Genomic DNA, 21604 nt, shown 5'->3' with positions numbered 1-21604 from the left:
TCAAGTTTATTATGTAAAAAATATCGTGATATTCATTCGGAGTTTTATATCTAATATGTTGATTTACAATAATAAAAATTATAAACAGAGACTGATCTGAAATCGGTAAGGAAAAATAAATTGACAAAAAATGCGATAGCGTCGATGCTTTGATGACGGGTGGAGGAGACGATCATCCGCACGCCATGCTCCCCGATGCGGGAGACGGGGCCTTTAACTGCCTCTTGCGGTCCACCGCCATGTTGCTGAATTTCTGATCTGGGAGGAGAACGGAATGAAGAAGTCATTGATTGCGGGCGCCCTTGTTTTGGGTTCCCTCAGCGCCGCCGGCTCGCCGGCGTTTGCAGCTTCGGGGCCGATCAAGATCGTGCTGGCGGAAGAAGCGGACCTGCTTGAGCCCTGCATGGCCACGCGCTCCAACATTGGCCGTATCATTATGGAAAATGTCAGTGAGACCCTGACCGAGCTTGATGTGCGCGGCAAGAACGGCGTTCAGCCGCGCCTTGCTGAAAAATGGGAGCAGAACTCCGATGGCAGCTGGCGCTTCCACCTGCGCCAGGGCGTGAAATTTTCCGACGGTACGGATTTTGACGCCAAGGATGTGAAGCACAGCTTCGAGCGCATCATGAGCGACAAGAACGCCTGCGAGTCCCGTCGCTATTTCGGCGGCATGACGGTGACGCCCACGGTTGTCGACGACCATACGATCGATTTCAAGACGGATCCGGCCCAGCCGATCCTGCCGCTGCTGATGTCGCTCGTGACCATCGTTCCCGAAGAAACCAAGATGGAATTCATCCGCGAGCCTGTCGGCACCGGGCCCTACAAGCTGACCAACTGGACTCCCGGCCAGCAGATCGTACTGACGTCGCGTGATGATTATTGGGGCAAGAAGCCGCAGGTCACGGAAGCGACCTATCTCTTTCGCGCCGATCCCTCGGTGCGGGCCGCCATGGTGCAGACTGGCGAGGCGGATCTCTCCCCCTCCATTTCACAGCTAGACGCGACAAATCCGAAGACCGATTTTTCCTATCTCGACAGTGAAACGGTCTATATGCGCCTCGATCATAATATCGCGCCGCTGAACGATGTCAGGGTGCGCCGCGCGCTTAACCTTGCCATCGACAGGCAGGCATTTCTCGGCACGCTGGTTCCCGAAGGAGCGGTCCTGGCGACGGCGCTGGTTCCGCCGACCACGCTCGGCTGGAATCCCGACGTCAAGGTCTTCCCCTATGACCCTGAGGGTGCAAAAAAGCTGCTCGAAGAGGCAAAGGCCGCCGGCGTAAAGGTGGATACACCGATCACCGTCATCGCGCGCACGGCGAATTTCCCGAACGTTACCGAGATCATGGAAGCGATCCAGCAGCAATTGCAGGAAGTCGGCTTCAAGATCGACCTGAAATTCGTGGAAGTGGCCGAGCACGAAAGCTATTATTCGAAGCCATTCAAGGAAGGCCGTGGACCGCAGATCGTCGCCGCCATGCATGACAATTCCAAGGGCGACCCGTCCTTCACGATGTTCTTCAAATATGCCACCAAGGGTACCCAGTCCGGCTTTTCTGACAAGAAGGTGGATGATCTGATCGAACGCGCCTCCGCAGCCGTGGGTGACGAGCGCGCCAAGCTCTGGTCCGAACTCATCGCCTATCTGCATGATGACGTGGTCGCGGATGTGTTGCTGTTCCACATGGTCGGTTTCTCCCGTGTCTCCGAGCGGTTGGACTTCAAGCCGACCATTGCCACCAACTCGATGCTGCAGCTTTCGGAAATCGGCATCAAATAAGGTCCCGTGTCCTGTCAATGAAGAAGCGGCGGCGCGGCGGAAGCTTCGCCGCCGCATTGAAAAACCGGAGGCAACAATGCTGAGCTTCATCCGAAAACGTTCCTTTGCGAGCCTGATCTCCCTGATCGGCCTCATCGTGATGGTTTTCTTCCTGTCCCGTCTGACGGGGGACCCTGCGGCGCTGTTTCTGCCGGTGGAAGCCTCCGAGGAATTGAAGCAGCAGTTTCGCGCCTTGCACGGTTTGAACGACCCGCTGATGGTGCAGTTTCTGCGCTATGCCGGCGATGTGATGACGGGTGACCTGGGTGAATCTCTCCGAAAGGCGCGCCCGGCGCTGGATGTGGTGCTGGAGGCTTTCGTCTGGACGCTTTGGCTTGCCGTTATCACCATGTCGCTGGTCACCACGGCTGCCATCATCATCGGCTCGCTCGCGGCGTTCCGTTCCGGCGGCTTTTTTGACCGCGTCGCTTCGAGTATCTCACTCATCGGGGCATCCGTGCCGGATTTCTGGCTGGCGATCGTTGCGATCGTGGTTTTTTCCGTCAACCTGGCCTGGCTTCCCACGTCCGGCACAGGGTCTGTGCTGCACTGGATATTGCCTATCGCGGTCCTGTTTGTGCGCCCCTTCGGCATTATCGTGCAGGTGGTGCGCGGCTCGATGATCGGCGCGCTGTCCTCGGCCTATGTCAAAACGGCGCGCGCCAAGGGTGTGAAATCGGGTCCGATCATCTTCATCCACGCCTTGCGCAATGCCATGTTGCCCGTGATCACCGTTATCGGCGATCAGGCGGCGAGCCTTCTCAACGGCGCCGTCGTGGTTGAAACCATCTTTGGTTTCCCCGGCGTCGGCAAGCTGATGATCGATTCCATCCTTCAGCGGGATTTCAATGTCGTTCTGGCCGCCATCCTCGTCACGGCGTTGGCCATCTTCCTGATGAACCTTCTGATCGATATCGCCTATGCGCTGCTCGATCCGCGCATCCGGCACTGAGGAGGTCGTCCAGCCATGAGCCTTATGAACGCCGATACTGAGATCATCGATGAACCGTCTTTCGCAACCCGCATGCTGCGCATGTTGTGGGCGGACAAGTTTGCGCTCTGCGCGGCCATCTTTCTCGTCATTGTCGTCATTCTCGCTTTTGTCGGCCCGGCCTGGCTCGGCGATCTCGCGACGAAACAGAACCTGCGCGGGCGCAACCTTGCACCGTTCGACTGGCAGCGCGAGTGGTATTTCTGGCTGGGGGCGGATGCACTCGGCCGCCCGCTTCTCGCGCGCATCGTCGCCGCCACACAAAACACGGTGATGATCGCCGCCGGCGCGGTTTTTCTCTCCGCCGTTACCGGAACCGTACTCGGCCTCATCGCCGGTTTTTCCTCCAGCCGCACCGGCCAGATCATCATGCGGCTTGCGGATGTGATCATGTCCTTTCCATCGCTGCTGATTGCGGTCATCGTGCTCTATCTGCTGGGCTCCTCCATCCTCAACCTGATGCTGGTACTCGCCATCACACGGATTCCCGTTTATATCCGCACCACCCGGGCGGAGGTGCTGGAGGTGCGCGAACGGATGTTCGTGCAGGCGGCAAGGGTCATGGGCGCTTCGGGAAAACGCATCCTCTTCCGCCACATCTTGCCCGTGGTGCTGCCGACACTGACGACCTTGGCAACGCTTGATTTCGCTTATGTTATGCTCGCGGAAAGCGCGCTGTCCTTCCTCGGCATCGGCATTCAGCCTCCGGAAATCACCTGGGGCCTGATGATTTCGCAGGGGCGGCAATATCTCACCAATGCCTGGTGGCTGTCCTTCTGGCCGGGGCTCGCCATCATTCTCACCACCCTGTCGCTCAACCTGCTGTCCAACTGGCTGCGCATCGCGCTCGACCCGGTGCAGCGCTGGCGACTGGAAATGAAGGGCCGTAAAAATGGCTGATCATCTTCTCGAGGTACGCAATCTTTCCGTGGAATTCCACACCGTAAGCGGTGTCGTGCATGCGGTGAAGGATGTCTCCTACCATATCGACCGAGGTGAGACGCTGGCGATCCTTGGCGAAAGCGGTTCCGGCAAGTCGGTGTCCTCGTCGGCCATCATGAACCTCATCGACATGCCGCCCGGCCGCATCGGCGGTGGAGAAATATTGCTCGACGGCAAGGACCTGCTGACCATGCCGACCGAGGCGCGCCGCGAGATCAACGGCCGGCGCATCGCCATGATCTTTCAGGATCCGCTCAGCCATCTCAACCCGGTTTATACTGTTGGCTGGCAGATCCGCGAGGCAATGACCACGCATGGCATGGGCAAGGCCGAGGCAAAAGCGGAAGCGAGGCGGCTTATATCGCGTGTGGGCATTCCCGATCCTGACAGGGCGCTGACGAAATATCCGCATGAATTTTCCGGCGGCCAGCGCCAGCGCGTGATGATCGCCATGGCGCTGGCGTTGCGCCCAGATCTTCTGATCGCCGACGAACCCACCACCGCGCTCGACGTGACGGTGCAGGCGGAAGTGCTTTCGCTGCTCAGGGAACTGCAGCGGGAAACGGGCATGGCAGTGCTCATCATTACCCATGATCTCGGCGTTGTTGCCGAAATTGCCGACCGGGTCGTGGTGATGGAGAAGGGCGTTCTGGTAGAGGCCGGCACCGTTCGCGAGGTTTACAGCAATCCGCAGCACCCCTACACCCGCAAGCTGATCAACGCCGCCCCCGGCCGGGGCGAGATGCATGAGCCGGAAGCAACGGGTGAGCCATTGCTCAGCGTGCGGAATGTGCGCAAGCGTTACGGCGCCTTCGAGGCGTTGAAAGGTGTCTCTTTCGACCTGATGGCCGGAGAAACCATCGCCGTCGTCGGCGAAAGCGGTTCCGGCAAGTCGACGCTCGCCCGCATCCTGCTGCGGCTCGATGAGCCGGATGCCGGCAGCGCCGTCTGGAAGGGGCGTGACCTGTTCAGGCTGTCGCCAGCGGAGCTTTATGCGCTTCGGCGCGATCTGCAGATGGTGTTTCAGGACCCTACCCAGTCGCTCAATCCCCGCATGACGGTGTTCCAGCTGATTTCCGAAGCCTGGGTCATCCATCCGGACATAGTGCCGAGGGCGAAATGGCGTGAACGGGTTGGCGAGTTGCTACAGCAGGTCGGTCTTTCACCGGATCATATGCGCCGGTATCCGCACCAGTTTTCCGGCGGCCAGCGGCAGCGCATCGCCATTGCCCGGGCGCTGGCGCTGGAGCCGAAGCTGATCATCTGCGACGAAGCGGTTTCTGCACTCGACGTTTCGGTTCAGGCGCAGGTTATTGCGCTGCTGGACAAGCTGCGCCGCGAAATGGGCCTCTCTTTTATCTTCATCGCTCACGACCTGCCGGTGGTGCGGGATTTTGCCGATCACGTCATGGTCATGCAGCGCGGGGAAGTGGTGGAATTCGGCACCGTCCGCCAGATTTTCGAAGCGCCGGGCGAGGCTTACACGCGCGCGCTCCTATCAGCCAGTCTCGACCCCGACCCCGATAGGGAGGCCGGACATAACGCTGCATCGCCTGTCCAGGCCACCGGAAATTCAAGCGGAGTTCTTTCATGAGCAAACAAGCCTTCGTTGCGCTCGTCACCTGTTTTAATGAAGACGAAACCATCAATTATGAGGCGACGCGTGCGCAGGTGCGCCGTCAGGTAGCCGCCGGCAACAACATCATGTGCGCCGGTACCAACGGCGATTTTACCGCGCTGACGCATGATGAAAAGATCCGGCTGACGGAGGAGGTGGTGGATGAGGTGGCCGGCCGCGCCAAGGTCATCGTGAATGCTGGCATGCCGGCCACCTTCGAAACCCTGCAGCTCGCGAGATCCTTCGACCGTATCGGTGTCGACGGCATCGCCGTCATCACGCCCTTCTTCATCGCCTGTACGCAAGATGGCCTGATCCGCCATTTCTCGACGGTGGCCGACGCTGTCGACACGCCGGTCTATCTCTATGACATTCCCGCCCGCACCCAGAACCACATAGAACCGGAAACCGCCCGCAAGCTCGCCACTCACGGCAATATCGCCGGCATCAAGGATTCCGGCGGTGCACAGCAGACGCTCGAAGCCTATCTTCGGGTGGCGAAGGATGTGCCCGGCTTCGAGGTCTATTCCGGCCCGGACCATCTCGTTCTGTGGTCGCTGCAGAACGGTGCGGCAGGCTGCATTTCCGGTCTCGGCAACGCGCTTCCGGATGTGCTCGCCGGCATTCTCGATGCTTTCAACGCCGGCGACATCGCCGAAGCCGAACGCCAGCAGGCCATTTATGCGGCTTTCCGCACCGATCTTTATGCCCTCGGTTTCGCGCCGGCCATGGTAAAACGTTCGCTTTATCTCCAGGACCCTTCCGTCGGCGCCAGCCGACAGCCGGCGCTCCTGCCGGATCCTGATCAGGATGACCGGATCATTGACATCCTCCGGCGCTATCAGCGCCTGTAGGCCCGATCGATCAATCACACGCGCCTGGCAAAATCCGAGGCGTGTCATCAGTAAATATCGGCAAAAACAATCAAACTCCAACCCCATTCCGTGAGCTCGTTCAAGACGAATAATTGTGACACAAACGCGAAATTCCGCTTGTCAGCCCGGCCATTGATGTTTAAGAGGAGCGCGCAACGCAAGCGTTCGCGCATGCGGAGAGGTGGCAGAGTGGTCGAATGCACCGCACTCGAAATGCGGCATACCTGCAAGGGTATCGTGGGTTCGAATCCCACCCTCTCCGCCATTGATGCAAAAAAGCGTAATTTTATCAATGTGTTGTAATTAATTTGCGCCTTCGCCCCACAAAATGACCCACATAATTGTTGTGTGAGGATCATCATCGTTGGCTTGGCTGTTAGATAAGTGTCGCGAACGTCGCACCGTGGGTAAAGTCTTCGTGCCTAGGCCCCGAAAAAGTTCGCTTTGCGCTCTTGGTTGACCAAAGAGTGCAGTGGCGTTTTCTTCAGCCTCGACTTATCTCATGCAAAAGTAGCTCGCACCATTTGTATGGCCTCCTGCTCCAGGTCTGGCGGATATCCAAACTTCTTGAGGATGCGTTTCACTAGGATGCGCATCCTGGCGCGGGCACTTGCCTTGTGTTGCCAATCAACGGTGACTGAGCCCCGCATATTCTCGACCAGTTCGTGGGCGATCACACGCAACTGTTCGCTACCCATGACCTCGACGGCCGTCTCATTGCCAGCAAGCGCGTCATAAAAGGCGATCTCCTCCGGAGAGAGACCAAGCTCATCACCACGTGCGGTCGCCGTTTGGATTTCCTTCGCCAGCGCGATCAGTTCCTGAATCATTTCGACCGTCGAAATCGCATTGGCATGATACCGGGCCACCGCCTCCTCAAGGCGTCGAGAGAAGGTCTTGGACTGAACGACGTTGGTTTTGGACCGGCTCTTGATCTCCCCGTTCAGAAGCTTCTTCAGAGCTTCCAGCGCGAGGTTCTTCTTTTCCATCTTCTGGACGTCCATCAGGAACTGGTCAGAGAGAACAGAGATGTCGGGCGACTGCAGCCCCGCAGCCTTCAGGATGTCTACGATCTCGGCGTTGGCTACGGCCTGGTTGAGAAGCTGCTCCACCGCCATTGATTTGGCCTTGTCGGACATCTTGCCGGTAGCCGTGGTTTTCACCAGAGCGGCGCGAACGGCCTGGAAGAAGCACACCTCATCACGAATTTCCGTTGCCGCATCGCTGGCGGAGACAAGGGCATAGGCCTTGCTCAGCTCCAAAACCGCATCCTGATATCGGCGATGCGCCTGTTTCTTGACCTCTGGGCTTTCGACTTTTGCTGCTTCCGCCTGCTGCCACTTCAAGATCCAGGCGATACCGTCTGCCAGCGCCTTCAGCCGCTCGATAGGCTTGCCCGTGACACCCAGGCTTTAGTCATGCCCGGTGAACATGCCCCGGACGATCTCGTATTTCTCCAGGAGGACGGCGACGGTTTCCTCTTCATCAATCCCCGTCTTGTCTTGATCGGATTGAGAATACTGCGCGGGCGCTTTCTTCAGGTTGGTGGCGATGTCGATGTAATCGACCAGGAGGCCGCCTGGCTTCTCCTTGAAGACACGGTTGACGCGGGCAATCGCCTGCATCAACCCATGACCCGCATCGGCTTGTCGATATACATCATGTGCATGCAGGGCGCATCGAACCCCGTAAGCCACATGTCGCGCACGATGACCAGTTTCAGCGGATCATCGACCTTTCGCGCCCGCTTGGCGAGATCGTCGCGGCCGGACATTGCCTTGGCGACCCTCGCCGTCCGGATGCAAATCGACTGTCATGTCTGCTAACAGGATAGATCAATCCGGCGCTTGGGTGAAGCCAGTTTATGTCAAGCAGCAGCGTACTTGCGATCGATCATCAAATGAGGAAGACGATCGCCTCTGGTCGGTCGAGTGGCGTTCAACGGCTGATGAGGGCGGAAGTTTGCATGGTCCGACTGCCGGTCTTTCCTGGCGTTTCCACGTCATCAAACAATCGAAGAGGGAGTAAACAGATAACGACCAACGACAGGCGGGTAACAACGGCCTCCTGTGCTCCTAAGGGAATGACGCGTGGTCGTCAGCTCGCACGTCCGCAATGGCGAGGCGCCCTGAGGTTTTTGCGAAATCAGCACCTTCGATAGTGCCCGGCGCGTTCAATACCGGTTGCAATGACGCGCGCAACGAGCGCATCGACCTCTCAACGGTCGGCAGGCTCTGACAAGTCGCGAGCCTCACAATTGAGCGACTAAGGAGGTGCTAACCCCGATATGTTGCACTGTGCCACCCGCGCCGGACGTCATAGCCTGATGAGCACCTGCCAAAAGCAACTGGTTTCGCACAGGCGGGACTACGGCGCTGCGGTCTGCGTGCGCTCCTTTTTTATCTACGGCACGACGGCGGGCGAAAAAGCTGATTTGATAAGTGTTCTAGTGTACTCAGCCGAAGGCCGGTTGAAGATGGCGTTTGTCTCTCCCTCCTCGACAATCTTTCCGTTTCTCATGACGATGACGTAATCTGAAATGGCCTTGATGACGGACAGGTCGTGGCTGATGAAGATGTAGGAAAGGCCGTGGGCCTTCTGTAGATCACGCAGGAGGTCGATAACCTGGCCCTGAACGGACCGGTCCAGCGCCGACGTGGGTTCGTCAAGAATGATGACCTCTGGTTTGAGAATAATGGCGCGGGCAATGGCGATACGTTGGCGTTGCCCCCCGGAAAATTCATGGGGATAGCGGTTGCGGGCGGCGGGATCGAGGCCGACTTCCTTCAGCGCCTCGATTGCGCGCCTGTCCCGTTCCGCACGGTTGAGGTCCCGGTCGTGGACGAAGAGCCCCTCGGTGATGATCTCGCCTACTGTCTGTCGCGGCGAAAGCGAACCATAGGGGTCCTGGAACACGAGCTGGAGATGCCGCCGTAGCGGCCGCATGGCCTTTCGATCAAGCCCGGTGATTTCCTGTTTTCCGAAAAAAATCCGGCCATCGGCCTGGATCAGGAGCAGCAGAGCGCGACCGAGCGTGGATTTGCCTGACCCGGATTCGCCAACAATGCCGATCGTCTGTCCCTGATGAAGATTGACGTTCACGCCATCAACGGCCCGGAACTTGCTCGATTTCGACAGGAAGCCGCCCGGAATTGTGTAATCGATCGTTACGTTCTGGCCGGAAAGCACGATCGGAGCCTCTCGGCTGACTGCAGGCTTGTTCCCTCGGGGCTCGGCATCGAGAAGCATCCGGGTATAATCCGCCTTCGGGCGCTCGAAGATATCCTCCGTGGTCCCAGCCTCTACGATTTCCCCCCGTCGCATGACCGCGACGCGATCGGCAAAGTGGCGGACGACGCCGAGATCATGCGTGATCAGCACGATCGCCATCCCGAAACGCTGCTGCAGCGACTTCAAAAGATCAAGGATCTGGGCCTGGATCGTAACGTCGAGGGCGGTGGTCGGCTCATCCGCAATCAGGATGTCCGGCTCGTTCGCGAGCGCCATGGCGATCATGACGCGCTGGCGCTGACCACCGGAAAGCTCGTGAGGATAGCTGTCTATACGCCGCTCGGGCTCCGGAATTCCGACGAGCCTCAGCAGTTCGAGAACGCGTGCGCGCGCCTCCTTTTTACTGCCACCGCGGTGGTGAATGATCGGCTCAGCAATCTGCGCACCGATCCGGTAGAGAGGATCGAGCGAGGTCATCGGCTCCTGGAAGATCATGGTGACTTTCGCGCCACGGATTTTGTTCAGCTCGCCGACAGGCAGTCCAAGAAGTTCCCTTCCGCGATATTTCGCCGAGCCGCTGATCTCACCGTTGGAGGCAAGCAATCCCATGATGCCCATCATCGTCTGGCTTTTGCCCGAGCCGGACTCCCCGACGACTGCGAGCGTTTCACCCTGTTTAACGTCAAGGTCGATGCCCTTGACGGCATGGACAGTGCCATCCGGCGTGGTGAAATCGACCTTGAGGTCGCGAACGGAAAGAATGGTGTCAGTTGTCGTCTTCATGTCAACGATCCTTGGGATCGAGTGCATCACGCAACCCATCGCCGACGAAATTCAGCGAAAACAGGGTCAGCACGAAAAAGATCGCCGGGAATATCAGAAGCCACGGGGCGGACTGGATATTGTTGGCACCTTCGGAAATCAGCGCTCCCCAGCTTGTCAGCGGCGCCTGAACGCCGAGACCGAGGAAGGACAGGAAGCTTTCCAGAAGAATGACTTTGGGCACGACGACCGTAACGAAAACGACCACGGGTCCGATCGTATTGGGGATGATATGACGGCGGATAATCTGCCAGTCGCTTAGTCCCAGAGCCTGCGCCGCACTGACAAACTCCCGTCGTTTCAAGGCGAGCGTCTGGCCACGCACGATGCGCGCCATGTCCAGCCATTCCACCGCGCCGATGACGAGGAAGATCAGGATGAAGCTGCGGCCAAAAAAGACGACCAGAACCACAACCAGAAAGACGAAGGGGAGTGAATAGAGGATTTCGACGAAGCGCATCATCACGTTGTCGACGCGCCCGCCGATATAGCCCGCTGTTGCACCGTAGACCACGCCGATTCCCAAGGAAACGAGGCTCGCCAGGACACCGACCGCAATCGAAATCTGACCGCCAAGCATGACGCGCGCAAGCATGTCGCGGCCGTTGGAATCTGTACCGAAGAAAAAGTATTCGCGGTTGACGTCGCCTTCCAGCTTCAGCGTGCGTCCGTCGTCTTCGGTCGCAGTCACCTTGGTATTTTTGAATTCATTGGCACGGTCGAAGTAGCGCGTTGCGCGCGGATCGATTGCGCTGCTGGAGGTGATGGTCGCCGTGAAAGTCTGGCCTTCAACGGCAAATTCCTTCAGCTCGACGCGGGCCCGGCTCGCAACACCCTCCATCACGTCCTGAAGGTTATTCACATCCGGGCGTGGCTCGAGACTGGGTGCCACCGAGACATAGGAGGAAAACACCTGATCATAGGTATGTGCCAGGAAATGAGGCCCGACAAACGAGAACAGAGTGATAAGGAGCAACATGACGGAACCCGCCATGGCTGCCTTGTTGCGTCTGAAACGCAGGACTGCCAGCTGGAACAGGCTGCGGCTTTTGATTTGTTGCGAATGAGGGTTAGTGCCGGGGCTATCAGTCATGTCTGACCCTCGGATCAAGAAGGCCGTAGAGAATATCGACGACTAAATTGAACAGGATGACGAAAATGGCGACGAGAACAACGGTGCCCATCACCAGCGTATAGTCACGATTGATGGCGCCGAGAACGAAGTAGCGGCCGACACCGGGAATGGTGAAGATCGTTTCGATGACTGCCGAGCCAGTCAAAAGCGCGGCGGCGCAGGGAGCGAGATAGGAAACGACCGGCAGCATTGCCGCGCGCATGGCGTGGAAAACGACGACGCTGCGCGCTGGAAGGCCATAGGCCTTGGCCGTGCGGATGTGGTCCATTCGCAGTGCCTCGATCATGGCACCGCGCGTCAGCCGGGCAATGACCGCAAGCTGCGGCAGCGCAAGTGCGATCATCGGAAGAATGAGGTAGCGTAGCGACCCGTCACCCCAGCTGCCTGCCGGAAGAAGCCCGAGCAGCACGGCAAATACAAGCGTGAGAACAGGGGCCACGACGAAGTTCGGGACGGTGACGCCCACTGTCGAGATTGACATGATCGAGAAATCGAAAGCGCTGTTTTGCCTGAGTGCTGCGAGCGTGCCGGCGAGCACGCCGCCCACCAGAGCCAGCAATAGAGCATAACAACCCAGTTCGAGCGAATAGGGCAGGCCCTTGCCGATCAGCTGCGCGACGGTGTTGTCCTTATAGATGTAGCTTGGGCCAAAATCGCCAGTGACGGCATTGCCGAGATAGATGAGATACTGGCGCCATAGTGGCTCATCCAGATGATAGGTTCTCATCAGATTTTCCATGGTCTGCGGGGGGAGGGGACGTTCGAGATTGAACGGACCACCGGGCGCAAAACGCATCAGGAAAAACGAGATCGTGACGACGATAAACAACGTCGGCACGGCGCTCGCCAAACGGCGCAGAATAAACGAGATCATGTTTTTGGGCTCCGGCATGGCACGGTGGCGGGGCCACCGTGCCAGTGCTGCTTATTCGGAAACGCTCAGGAAGCGGCTGAGGTGTTGATTGGCAGCGTTGTCCACCCAACCCTTGACGCGGTTGGACACCAGCCAAAGATCGGCCTGTGTCAGAAGCGGCGCTACCGGCTGTTCCTTCATGAGGATCGTTTCGGCCTCGTGCAGCAGCTTGGAGCGAGCTGCCGGATCCTTTTCCTCATAGGACTTCTTCAGCAATGCATCATACTCGGCGTTGTTGAACTTCGAGTAATTGAAGGTCTTGTTGGACGAGATGGAGAGCGCAAGGAAGTTTTCCGCATCCGCATAGTCAGCGACCCAGCCAGCACGCGCCACATTGAACTTGCCGCCTTCCTGGAGGTAGCCGTAGTGCGAGGCAACGTCGAGGTTCACGAGGGAGACCTTGGCGCCGAAGGTGTTTTTCCACATGTCGGCAATCGCGGTCGCAACGCGTTCGTGGTTGGGGTTGGTATTGTACCGGATTTCGATGGATAAAGACTTGCCACCTTCACCGTAACCGGCCTCCTTCATGAGCTTTAGAGCTTCGTCTTCGCGATCAAGCTGCGACAGGGTTGCAAAGTCGGCCTTGGCGGGCTCACCGTAGGAATCCATGCCGGGTGGAACCATCGAATAGGCCGGAACCTGCGAGCCGCTGTAGATTTCCTTGGCGAGGAAGTCGCGGTCGACAGCCATGGATAGCGCCCGGCGCACGCGGACGTCGTCATATGGCGCTTCGCGTGTATCGAAGGTGTAGTAGTAGGTCGCGAGCGTCGGTGAAACGTGCACCTGGTCGCCATAGGATTTGCGCAGACGGTCGATCTGGTCAGCTGAAAAATTGTAGGCGAGGTCCATTTCCTTCGCCTCGAAACGGCGAACGGAGGCGGCCTGGTCGTCAACCGGGTAGAAGATCACCTTGTCGATCTTGGTATTGGCAGCATCCCAGAAATTGGTGTTCTTGACCACAGTGAGGCTGTCGTTCGGAACATGAGCTTCGAGTTTGTAGGCGCCGTTCGACACCATCACGCCCGGTTTCACGAAATCCGCGCCGTTCTTTTCGTAACTCGCCTTGGAAATGGGCAGAGCCGTTTGATGGGCGAGCAGTTCAAGGAAGAACGGCGTCGGCCGCTCAAGCGTGATCTCCAGGGTCTTGTCATCCACCGCCTTGACGCCAAGCTGGTCAACAGGCGTTTCGCCCTTGTTGATCTTTTCGGCGTTCTTGATCGGGTAGAGAATATTGGCGTATTTCGCTGCGGTCTTCGGGTCTTCGACGCGCTTATAAGAGAAGACAAAATCTTCCGCCGTCACGGGTGTACCGTCCGACCACTTCGCATCGGCGCGCAGTTTGAACGTGTAAACGGTACCATCGTCGGACAGCGTCCAGCTTTCGGCCGTGCCCGGAATGATCTTGCCGGTCGCGTCATAGATGGTCAGACCTTCATAGAGATCCTTGACGATGAAGGCCTCGATGTTGATGGAGGTCTGTGCCTGATCGAGCGTCTGTGGTTCGCCGGCATTACCGCGGTGTAACACTGTTTCTGCAAGCGCAGAGCTCGCCCCCAAGAGAAGCGCAGCCATCACCACCGCGACCCGAGACCTAGCATTTATCGACATTTTTTCTTTCCCCGTGACTATTGAGCCGACAAATATGGCCAAATCGCCAGGAAGCGCAACCGAGACGAAATCATCAGGTAAAATTGCCACTGCAGAGCCAGGGGTAGGAGAAGCGGATGCAGCGCGTGCCCGAACTTACAAATAACGAACCTCAAAATGCGCACGCCCGTGAAGCGACGGTGCTCCACCGTTTTGACCAGTCGCCCAAATTTTCTGTTATTTTGGTGCCTCATCGCGTCTGGCAACTTTGCAGTCGGGCTGAGCGCCGGCAAGCCAAGAGGTTGCCATCGTAAGCCAAGTTGGAAGCGGACCGGCACCGGGTGTTACTCCTGCGGGATGAAAATACCATCGTTACAACCATGTCGATGGAGAGATTGCCAAGCGCTCCGTGACAGCGCGATCCCTCTTTCGAAACCGTTTTGTGCGGCACCGTACGAAAGCGATTTCGACCGGACTTAACCATGTTGGTTCCAGCCGCTTTAAGTTTCGTTCACGTAGTCTGGACGAAACACAGGCGGATATGAAACGATGCAAACCCTTCTGCAGTCGAAATGGTTTTGGAGATTTAGCCTGCCCGTCATGGCGTCATTCGCCATCTGCGGGCTGCTTCTCTTGTCACTCTATTTTGCGGCGATCGCAAGCGACGGTATCGCAGTTGCAAGGCAGCGTGACGTGGTCGCCCTGACGGTATCGAAACTCAAGTCATCGATTGCTCATGATCAGGAAAGCGCCACTGTCTGGGATGACGCCGTCACGAACTCCCTTGCCCGTAATCCAGACTGGATGGAAACCAATCTCGGCGTATGGATGAATACCTATTTCGGACACGATGCAGCAATCGTGCTGACAGCGGACCTTAATCCGACCTATCAATTTCTTGTCGATCACAATGACGCGTCCACCGCCGATGGTTTGCGGACCGCCTATCTCCCGTTAGCGACGAAGCTGAAGGAACGCCTTATCGCAGGCGATCAGGACGGAACGAGTAGCAAGGTGCTCTCCATAGGAGAAGCCGACATCGTCTACGTTGGCTCACGTCCGGCGATCATAAGCATAAAACCGATCGTTTCCGACACGGGTGATATCGAGCAGCAACCGGGGCGAGAAAATCTGCATGTTGCGGTCCGATTTCTGGACGGAGATCTCGCAGCAACGGTGGGTCAGGAATACCAGTTCGAAAATCTTCGATTTGCCCTTCATCAGCCAACGGACCCGCGTTTTTCTTATCTTGCGTTGCATTCAACATCCGGACAGGTCGTTGGCTACTTCGAATGGCAGCCGTTCAGGCCCGGCCAGCAAGTCCTTGAAGCTACCATTCCCGCGATCGCATTTGCTTTTTTTGCCATATTCAGTGCAGCGAGCGTCGGCGGAAACGCCCTCTGGAGACGGTCGAACCGATTGAAGGCGAACCAGGAGCAGTTGCGGTATCAGGCGGCACACGACATTCTAACCGGCCTTGCCAATCGATCGGAATTCAATGCGAGAGTTGCGACCGCCGCGCAAAATGCGAGGGAAGACGAGGCACACGCCGTGCTGTTCATCGATCTCGACAGGTTCAAGGAGGTGAACGATTCGCTTGGACATCCTGCAGGCGATAGATTGATATCACTTGTCGGGGCGCGGCTCACGAGCCTTTTGCCCGACAGTCTTGTTGCGCGGATCGGTGGTGATGAATTTACCGTCCTTGTCACATCGAACGATCTGCTGCAGCCCGAGCATGTTGCAAAAGCCATTGTGGACGACCTTCGATTGCCGTTCGAGATCGAGGAGACGCAAGTCACGATTGGTGCCAGCGTCGGAGTGGCCGTAAAGAACGGCGCCTTTGATGCAAACGAGGCGATACGTCAGGCCGACATCGCACTGTATCACGCCAAAGCAGCTGGCAGAAATACTTACGCAATATTCGGCGACCACATGGACGAGTTGCTTCGCAAGAGAAGGGCTATGGAAGCCGACCTGCGCAAGGCGGTCAACGGCCGCGCGGAGATAGAGATATTCTATCAGCCAGTCTTCTCAGCACGGGACGGGATGCTCTGTTCCCTCGAGGCGCTGGCCCGATGGAACCACCCCACACTTGGATACGTAAGCCCCGGAGAGTTTATTCCGCTCGCCGAAGAGTGCGGTTTGATCCACGAAATCGGAGCCATTGTGCTAGAAGACGCCTGTTCCATGCTGGCGCACTTTCCCGACATCGACATCGCGCTCAACGCCTCCTTGCTGGAACTGTGTTCGCCGGCCTATCCGCTGAACGTGATTGCTGCGCTCGAAAAATGGAAGGTTTCGGCTAACCGCCTGGAAATCGAGATAACGGAAAGCGCAGCTACCGGAGAAGACGGTCGATCGGAACGGACCATTGCGGCCCTGCGCGCAGCCGGAGTAAGATTTGCGATCGATGATTTCGGAACAGGATATTCGTCATTCTCGCGGGTTCAAAAGATTGAGGTGGATCGCATCAAGATTGACAGATCATTCATCGAGGAAATCCACCGAAGCGACAACAGGGCTCTCGTCACTGCCATGATCAATGTCGCGCGGGCCAAGGGGTTGAAGATTACAGCTGAAGGTGTTGAGACAACGGAGCAGCGCGATGCTCTAGAGAGCCTCGGTTGCCATCATCTGCAGGGCTTTCTACTCGCACGGCCCTTGTCGCCGAATGCTGCTCGCGCGCTGCTCTCGGCCCCTGATCCCCTCTCGACGCTGCCCGGTCACGCGGGTTTCTGGCCTGACCGACAGTCGTACAACGTAAGCCGCTGATCAACCGTCGCACTCCGCGGCGGGCGGAGCCAGGTAACTCTGCTCCCCCGCTTGTTCCTCGTCCTGTTATCGCAAAACACGACCTGCTTCTGGCGAAATGCGTCGTTCTCCTCAACACCAATGGGATGCAAGCCTTCCAAGCTCGTCACATTGGCTCCGTGCAGGAACGAGGTTGGTCGCGATGCCTGGCAGATCCGAATTCGCGACCTCACGCCGAAAAAACAACCCCTGATAATCGGCAGATTGCTCGCCCGCCGGCCGTTATCTAGTTTCGGTCGAGGTTGACACGACAAAACGCGCGGGTGTCCATGTCCAATGAACCAAAAAGTCGCCTGCCATCGTTGAGTGCGGTCACGGCGGGCTTCATGTTTGCCTGTATCCTCGTCGGTGCCGCGATTGTGTTCAAGGTGATCGACGATCGAATGCTCAGTTTTCAGGAGGCAAGTCTGCGTACTGCCGTGGAAACGAGGGTACGGGGCGTTCAAACAGCCTTCGCCGCTTCCCTTTATCGAGAATGGACAAACCTCGAAACGCTGGGAAGGTCGCTTGCGGTGAGCCAGCCTGAAGAGATCCAGGACGATCTTTCAACGCTCGTGGGAAGCGGACGGGTTGTGTCGTGGGCAGGTTATGCCGGAAATGACGGCAAAGTCCGTGTCGCGTCAAACGGTCTGTTGGTCGGCGCCGACGTGTCATCCCGTCCGTGGTTTCAGAGGGGGCTTCAGGGCAACTTCGCCGGGGATGCGCACGAAGCGGTTCTTCTTGCGGCTAAACTTCCTGCTCCCGAAAGTGGGGAGCCGTTACGGTTCCTCGACCTGGCAGCCCCTGTAACCGGTGTTGGTCAGTCAGTAACAGGAGTTCTTGGGCTTCATCTCAATCTGGAGTGGGCAAAAGCCTACATTCGTGAGCTGAGTGATGCCCTGGACGTCGACGTCCTCATAGTCAATCCCGAGGGCAGGGCTGTTATATCGTCCACAAACGAGAGCCCTTCAAACCTGGATCTGCCAAGCTTTCGAAGAGCAAGGACAGGTGCCACCGGCGTGAGCCTCGAGTTATGGCCGGATGGCAAGAATTACTTCGTAGCCACGCTTCCCGAGGCCAGCTACCAAAGCCTACCGAGGTTCGGGTGGTCCATTGTCGCGAGGATCGATGCGAACGCATTCAGCAATGCGGCCAGTAGCTTCTCCAGCGGTCTTTTTATTAGTTTGTCTCTTCTGACCCTGCTCCTTCTGCTCCTCATGTCATTGTTCATTGTCTCGTTTATCCGGCCGTTCCATCACCTCGCCGTCAATGCCAAAGCCGTTGCGGATGGACAGAACGTATATCCCTACGAGAGCAGGAGAACTTCCGAACTAGCGACAATCGGCTCGGCAATTTCTCGCTTGCAGGCAAGTGCAGACCGGCAGGACGGCGGTTAAGTAAGCTAGACCACTACTGGCGGGCAAAACGGGTGGTGGCATCCTTGATGATCGCCGATAGCCGTGTTGACGTGACACTTGGTACGCTCCCTCCAGCGTAAAGTCTTTTCAGCAAGAGCTGGTACTGTGTTTCATCCAACCCCAGCGCAACGACCAGGCCGTCGTCGGTCCGATCCAGCACCGTGGCGGTGAAATCTCCGATTTCTTTGAGTTTCATGATGATCTGGGTAGCTATAGGCGCGTCTACCCCTCTGAGACGGGCCGTTTCCTGCGTCAGGTCCGTCATCCAGACGCGCTTCAGCGCACCGCCGAGGGATATTACGACCCGCTCGGGACGGTCCGCATAGTGTTTCTCACGTCGTGGCAACTCGACGCAGACCAGCAGCGTTACGGCAAGGATCACCAGATTGTAAACAGTCCAGAACAGGATAACGACCTTCCCGTCTCCTGCGTCATTGAACGCGAAACGGTCAGAGACCAGACCGATCAGGACCCCGGCAACGGTCAGAAACGTCAAAAGAAGGAAGGGGCGCATAAGACGCCATTGGACAACGACTTTGGTTCGGTCTCCTCCCTTTGCCGTAACACTGAAAGGGTGACCTTTCGGTTTCACAAGCCCCACAATGGCGGCTCTCGATATGGGGAGCGCACCAAGCAACTGGCTGACGTCATTGACGATGGGGATCACCATTCCGGACGAGATGAAGTTCAACACGAACAGGATCCACACCATATACGCCCCGAAATAGCTGATGACATCGGGGACAGATGCGTTGACCACCGTGATGTTGAAAAACCAGTAAAAGAGAGGAAAGGTCATGGAGGCGATGCGGAATGTGAAGGTGGTGAGCCAGAAAAATACCGAGTCAACGACGCTCCAGCGATCGCGCAGCCGCAAATTGTTCCGCGAAAAGGGACCCAGCCTTCCCCGGGCAATCTGCATGAGCCCCAGGCACCATCGCGCTCGCTGAGTGACGTATTCCTTCAACCCCTCCGGAGCAAGGCCCTCGGTCAACGCTTCGTTCAGATAGACCGTCCGATAGCCGTGCTCCTGCAACTGAAGCGTCAGCATGAAATCTTCCGTGATGCTGTCTGTCGGGAACCCACCGGAGGCCTGCACTGCCCTCCATCTGATCACCGACGACGTGCCGCAGCAGAATGCGATCCCCCACCCGTCGCGGCTTGGTTGCAAATGATCAAAGAAAAAGCGCTGCTCGTCGGGATACGATCGGCTGAGCCCGAGATTATGCTGGATAGGATCCGGATTGAAGAAGTGCTGGGGTGTTTGAACCAGTCCGACCTCCTGGTCGTGGAAAAGCGCAAGTGCGCGCGAGACAAAATCCGTGTGAGGAACGAAGTCCGCGTCCAGCACGGCTATGAAGTCTGGCGGTTGATCGTCTTGCGCAAGAACGCCCAGGGCATGATTGATGTTGCCGGCTTTCGAGCCCTTGTTATCTGGCCTGCGAAGGTATCGAACGTCGTGCTCCTCGCAGAAGTCACGCAGCCAGTCACGGCGCCCGTCATCCAGCACAAGAACCTGGACGTCCGGATGATCGCTGGCCTTTGCCCCGACGACCGTCCGTTCCAGAACGGCTTGCTCCTCGTTGTATGTGGCGATCAGAATCGCGACTTTTGGAGGCGGATCCGGTTGCCACCAGGATTTATTCTCCTCGACTTCAGGGGACCGATCGGTGGTTCTGGTCAGGATTGTAAACGCGCTCAGCGACGAGAGAACAGATAATGCTTCCAGAGCAAAGAATGACCAACTGAACAGACAATCCAGCGTGAAGCCGGGCGGGGCCAGGGTCTGGGTTCCTCGCCACCAGATATATCGCACCGCTAAAGCCATTCCGATTGCGAAAAGGAACGTCCTGTGGGTCCAGTTACGATTGTTCAGGAGGTATGGCAGGACGAGTGCGCACCCGAAGGCCAGAGCCAGATGAGCGAAGCTCGACTGAAGTTCGCTAAGATAGAGAAAACTGTCCAAGTCCTATCTCCATAGTCCTCGCAGCCAGTCAAAAGCGCGCGTTTCGAAAAACACCCTGCCCGTGCGCCCTGCGAGGCACCGAAGGTCGGGGTCGTCCCGCAGAGCCGGCACATCAAGTGCCACGTCGTACCTTTGGAGGTGGCGCTGACTCGGTGCTATTGCCATGTTTTCATAGATCGTAGCCGCGCCGGAACCCGCAAGGCGGATTACCGATCCCTGAAGAACCTGACGGCTTCGGTTAAGGCGAAAGGTCGCGGGTGCGCCGACCCTGAGGGAATTGTAGACGCTTTCCGACACGGATAAGGTCACAATTGCGGAGTCGCAGTCGATCAGGCGCATGAGGTCCTGACCGCGCTGGACCGTTTCGCCCGAAGCGGAGAGGTACTCCCACAGCGCACCATTCACATTCGCCACCAGATCTGAGGAAGAAAGTCTGTTTACACGAAGACGCTCGTTTGCCAGCCGATCGGAAATTGCAGCCAATGCCAGTTTCTTCGCCTCAAGTTGCGCTTTTAATTCCAGACGCTGCACGTCGATCTCGGAAATCCTCTGTTCGGAGTAGGGGGCGTCGTTAAATCCGTCTCCGAGGAATACTCCCCGCTCGGCCGCCTTCTGTGCCACAACGATTTCGGCGGCCTGAGCCTTTGCATTTGCGACCTCCAGCGCGGAAACCTCGGAAAGTGACTGGGCCTGTTCAAGGGACTGTGCGGTAGAAATGCCCTGACCGCTTAGCCGTGATGATCGCTCGCGGCTGAGTTCCGCGTATTTCAGACGTGCCTCGGACGCAGCACGCGAGGCGTCGGCAGACTGAGCCTGAGCCGCGAGCTGGCGTTTTCTTTCCTCACGATAGATAGCCGCGCGGGTCTGCAACTCATCAATCGATTCATCGAAAGACGTGACGACGGTCTCGAGCCTTTTTATTTCGGTCTGAGCATCGGCCTGTTGAAGTTCGAGATCAAGGAGACGGATGCCGTCAACAAGAGGATCCTCAAGAGAGCCCAGTGGATCGCCTTGCGCAACCTGGGCGCCCAGCGGCCTGGAAATCAATTCAATTTTGCCAGCGATGGGAGCGCGTATCGTCGTCAAACGGGCATTTATGAACGCATTCGCACTCGCGCCGCTAAGCTGCTCCCCAAGCACCACATAAAGAGCACCGCAGATCAGCAACAAACCGAATCCGATCTTTATGAGCTTCATGTTTCCTCCTCCGCATCTACCTAACAAAACGTACGGCCGGGGATCGGTTCACCCTGCTTGAGAAAACCCGCTCCCAGAGTTAGCGCGCGGTTAAATGACAACCGGCGCATATAGACTTTGACCTATCAAACCACCGAGCGCTAAACGTGTCTCAGGTCAAAACTTGCCCGCGAGTTTTTGTGGAGCGCTCGCTTTGCACGATTATCGACAGGAAAGGGCGAGAACGCGCGCGACGATCACCGAGAGGAGGTGGCTCGGCGAGCGTCATGGATAGATCAAGAAGTTCGGGAGACG

16 protein-coding genes and 1 tRNA gene are annotated in these 21604 nt (G+C 57.5%); 8 read left to right on the top strand and 9 right to left on the bottom strand.

The genetic code is table 11. The annotated features are described in order from the left end of the window. The first annotated feature begins 274 nt into the window (after nucleotides 1–274). From AGR2A_RS19375 to AGR2A_RS19350, 6 genes are all read left to right on the top strand, one after another. Nucleotides 275–1783, top strand: a complete 1509-nt coding sequence (locus tag AGR2A_RS19375; protein WP_004437354.1) for an ABC transporter substrate-binding protein — start codon at nucleotides 275–277, stop codon at nucleotides 1781–1783. 76 nt (nucleotides 1784–1859) lie between these two features. Continuing rightward, nucleotides 1860–2774, top strand: coding sequence for an ABC transporter permease (locus tag AGR2A_RS19370; RefSeq protein WP_037090457.1), 915 nt, complete (start codon nucleotides 1860–1862; stop codon nucleotides 2772–2774). 15 nt (nucleotides 2775–2789) lie between these two features. Further along, on the top strand, nucleotides 2790–3713 hold the full coding sequence (locus tag AGR2A_RS19365) for an ABC transporter permease (RefSeq protein ID WP_037090460.1): 924 nt from the start codon (nucleotides 2790–2792) through the stop codon (nucleotides 3711–3713). Further along, nucleotides 3706–5349 carry an ABC transporter ATP-binding protein gene (locus tag AGR2A_RS19360; RefSeq protein ID WP_037090463.1) on the top strand — a complete coding sequence of 548 codons (1644 nt, stop codon included), beginning with the start codon at nucleotides 3706–3708 and terminating at the stop codon, nucleotides 5347–5349. The genes AGR2A_RS19365 and AGR2A_RS19360 overlap by 8 nt, the downstream gene beginning before the upstream one ends. Beyond that, on the top strand, nucleotides 5346–6227 hold the full coding sequence (locus tag AGR2A_RS19355; RefSeq protein WP_037090465.1) for a dihydrodipicolinate synthase family protein: 882 nt from the start codon (nucleotides 5346–5348) through the stop codon (nucleotides 6225–6227). The genes AGR2A_RS19360 and AGR2A_RS19355 overlap by 4 nt, the downstream gene beginning before the upstream one ends. A gap of 196 nt (nucleotides 6228–6423) precedes the next feature. After that, nucleotides 6424–6513, top strand: a tRNA-Ser gene (locus tag AGR2A_RS19350). A gap of 235 nt (nucleotides 6514–6748) precedes the next feature. Here the strand turns inward: AGR2A_RS19350 and AGR2A_RS19345 are convergent. The 7 genes from AGR2A_RS19345 to AGR2A_RS19325 all read right to left on the bottom strand — a co-directional run bounded on the left by AGR2A_RS19345 (nucleotide 6749) and on the right by AGR2A_RS19325 (nucleotide 13957). Further along, a complete protein-coding gene (locus tag AGR2A_RS19345; protein WP_234797418.1) occupies nucleotides 6749–7594 on the bottom strand; it encodes a DUF3387 domain-containing protein in 846 nt (281 codons plus the stop codon). Between the two features lie 66 nt (nucleotides 7595–7660). Beyond that, nucleotides 7661–7873, bottom strand: coding sequence for a hypothetical protein (locus AGR2A_RS30140; protein ID WP_234797419.1), 213 nt, complete (start codon nucleotides 7871–7873; stop codon nucleotides 7661–7663). Further along, entirely contained in the window at nucleotides 7873–8022 is a 150-nt protein-coding gene (locus tag AGR2A_RS30135; RefSeq protein ID WP_234797420.1) for a type I restriction enzyme subunit R domain-containing protein, read from the bottom strand. Before AGR2A_RS30135 ends, AGR2A_RS30140 begins: the two co-directional genes overlap by 1 nt. 629 nt (nucleotides 8023–8651) lie before the next feature. Next, the gene (locus AGR2A_RS19340) at nucleotides 8652–10262 is read right to left on the bottom strand and encodes an ABC transporter ATP-binding protein (RefSeq protein ID WP_072494999.1); all 1611 of its coding nucleotides are present in this window, start codon (nucleotides 10260–10262) and stop codon (nucleotides 8652–8654) included. A 1-nt stretch (nucleotide 10263) separates the two neighbouring features. Further along, nucleotides 10264–11394: an ABC transporter permease gene (locus tag AGR2A_RS19335; RefSeq protein WP_004437370.1), complete on the bottom strand. Its 1131-nt coding sequence runs from the start codon at nucleotides 11392–11394 to the stop codon at nucleotides 10264–10266. After that, complete coding sequence (gene oppB / locus AGR2A_RS19330; protein ID WP_004437372.1) at nucleotides 11387–12310, bottom strand: oligopeptide ABC transporter permease OppB; 924 nt, start codon at nucleotides 12308–12310, stop codon at nucleotides 11387–11389. The genes AGR2A_RS19335 and oppB overlap by 8 nt, the downstream gene beginning before the upstream one ends. Nucleotides 12311–12361: 51 nt before the next feature. After that, complete coding sequence (locus AGR2A_RS19325) at nucleotides 12362–13957, bottom strand: peptide ABC transporter substrate-binding protein (protein WP_004437374.1); 1596 nt, start codon at nucleotides 13955–13957, stop codon at nucleotides 12362–12364. Between the two features lie 528 nt (nucleotides 13958–14485). Here AGR2A_RS19325 and AGR2A_RS19315 point away from each other — a divergent pair. Both AGR2A_RS19315 and AGR2A_RS19310 read left to right on the top strand, forming a co-directional pair. Beyond that, a complete protein-coding gene (locus AGR2A_RS19315; RefSeq protein WP_037090473.1) occupies nucleotides 14486–16711 on the top strand; it encodes a bifunctional diguanylate cyclase/phosphodiesterase in 2226 nt (741 codons plus the stop codon). Nucleotides 16712–17019: 308 nt separating this feature from the next. Beyond that, complete coding sequence (locus AGR2A_RS19310) at nucleotides 17020–18126, top strand: cache domain-containing protein (protein WP_072495000.1); 1107 nt, start codon at nucleotides 17020–17022, stop codon at nucleotides 18124–18126. A gap of 13 nt (nucleotides 18127–18139) precedes the next feature. Here the strand turns inward: AGR2A_RS19310 and AGR2A_RS19305 are convergent, their stop codons facing one another. Continuing rightward, the gene (locus tag AGR2A_RS19305; RefSeq protein ID WP_072495001.1) at nucleotides 18140–20113 is read right to left on the bottom strand and encodes a glycosyltransferase family 2 protein; all 1974 of its coding nucleotides are present in this window, start codon (nucleotides 20111–20113) and stop codon (nucleotides 18140–18142) included. Between the two features lie 3 nt (nucleotides 20114–20116). Next, nucleotides 20117–21310 (bottom strand): HlyD family secretion protein, encoded by a 1194-nt coding sequence (locus AGR2A_RS19300; RefSeq protein ID WP_004437388.1) that lies wholly within the window; start codon nucleotides 21308–21310, stop codon nucleotides 20117–20119. Nucleotides 21311–21604 lie beyond the last annotated feature (294 nt).

This window comes from Agrobacterium genomosp. 2 str. CFBP 5494 (assembly GCF_900013495.1).
In the GTDB taxonomy this organism is placed as follows: domain Bacteria; phylum Pseudomonadota; class Alphaproteobacteria; order Rhizobiales; family Rhizobiaceae; genus Agrobacterium; species Agrobacterium pusense.
This window is presented reverse-complemented; position numbering and strand designations above follow the sequence as displayed.

What these genes read in the sequence shown, in the direction of transcription:
- AGR2A_RS19310 (WP_072495000.1), top strand. Translation starts at nt 17,020, where the DNA reads ATGTCCAATGAACCAAAAAGTCGCCTGCCATCGTTGAGTGCGGTCACG.
- AGR2A_RS19340 (WP_072494999.1), bottom strand. Translation starts at nt 10,262, where the DNA reads ATGAAGACGACAACTGACACCATTCTTTCCGTTCGCGACCTCAAGGTC.
- AGR2A_RS19370 (WP_037090457.1), top strand. Translation starts at nt 1,860, where the DNA reads ATGCTGAGCTTCATCCGAAAACGTTCCTTTGCGAGCCTGATCTCCCTG.
- AGR2A_RS19325 (WP_004437374.1), bottom strand. Translation starts at nt 13,957, where the DNA reads ATGTCGATAAATGCTAGGTCTCGGGTCGCGGTGGTGATGGCTGCGCTT.
- oppB (WP_004437372.1), bottom strand. Translation starts at nt 12,310, where the DNA reads ATGATCTCGTTTATTCTGCGCCGTTTGGCGAGCGCCGTGCCGACGTTG.
- AGR2A_RS19315 (WP_037090473.1), top strand. Translation starts at nt 14,486, where the DNA reads ATGCAAACCCTTCTGCAGTCGAAATGGTTTTGGAGATTTAGCCTGCCC.
- AGR2A_RS30135 (WP_234797420.1), bottom strand. Translation starts at nt 8,022, where the DNA reads ATGTCCGGCCGCGACGATCTCGCCAAGCGGGCGCGAAAGGTCGATGAT.
- AGR2A_RS19365 (WP_037090460.1), top strand. Translation starts at nt 2,790, where the DNA reads ATGAGCCTTATGAACGCCGATACTGAGATCATCGATGAACCGTCTTTC.
- AGR2A_RS19355 (WP_037090465.1), top strand. Translation starts at nt 5,346, where the DNA reads ATGAGCAAACAAGCCTTCGTTGCGCTCGTCACCTGTTTTAATGAAGAC.
- AGR2A_RS19335 (WP_004437370.1), bottom strand. Translation starts at nt 11,394, where the DNA reads ATGACTGATAGCCCCGGCACTAACCCTCATTCGCAACAAATCAAAAGC.
- AGR2A_RS30140 (WP_234797419.1), bottom strand. Translation starts at nt 7,873, where the DNA reads ATGCAGGCGATTGCCCGCGTCAACCGTGTCTTCAAGGAGAAGCCAGGC.
- AGR2A_RS19375 (WP_004437354.1), top strand. Translation starts at nt 275, where the DNA reads ATGAAGAAGTCATTGATTGCGGGCGCCCTTGTTTTGGGTTCCCTCAGC.
- AGR2A_RS19300 (WP_004437388.1), bottom strand. Translation starts at nt 21,310, where the DNA reads ATGAAGCTCATAAAGATCGGATTCGGTTTGTTGCTGATCTGCGGTGCT.
- AGR2A_RS19360 (WP_037090463.1), top strand. Translation starts at nt 3,706, where the DNA reads ATGGCTGATCATCTTCTCGAGGTACGCAATCTTTCCGTGGAATTCCAC.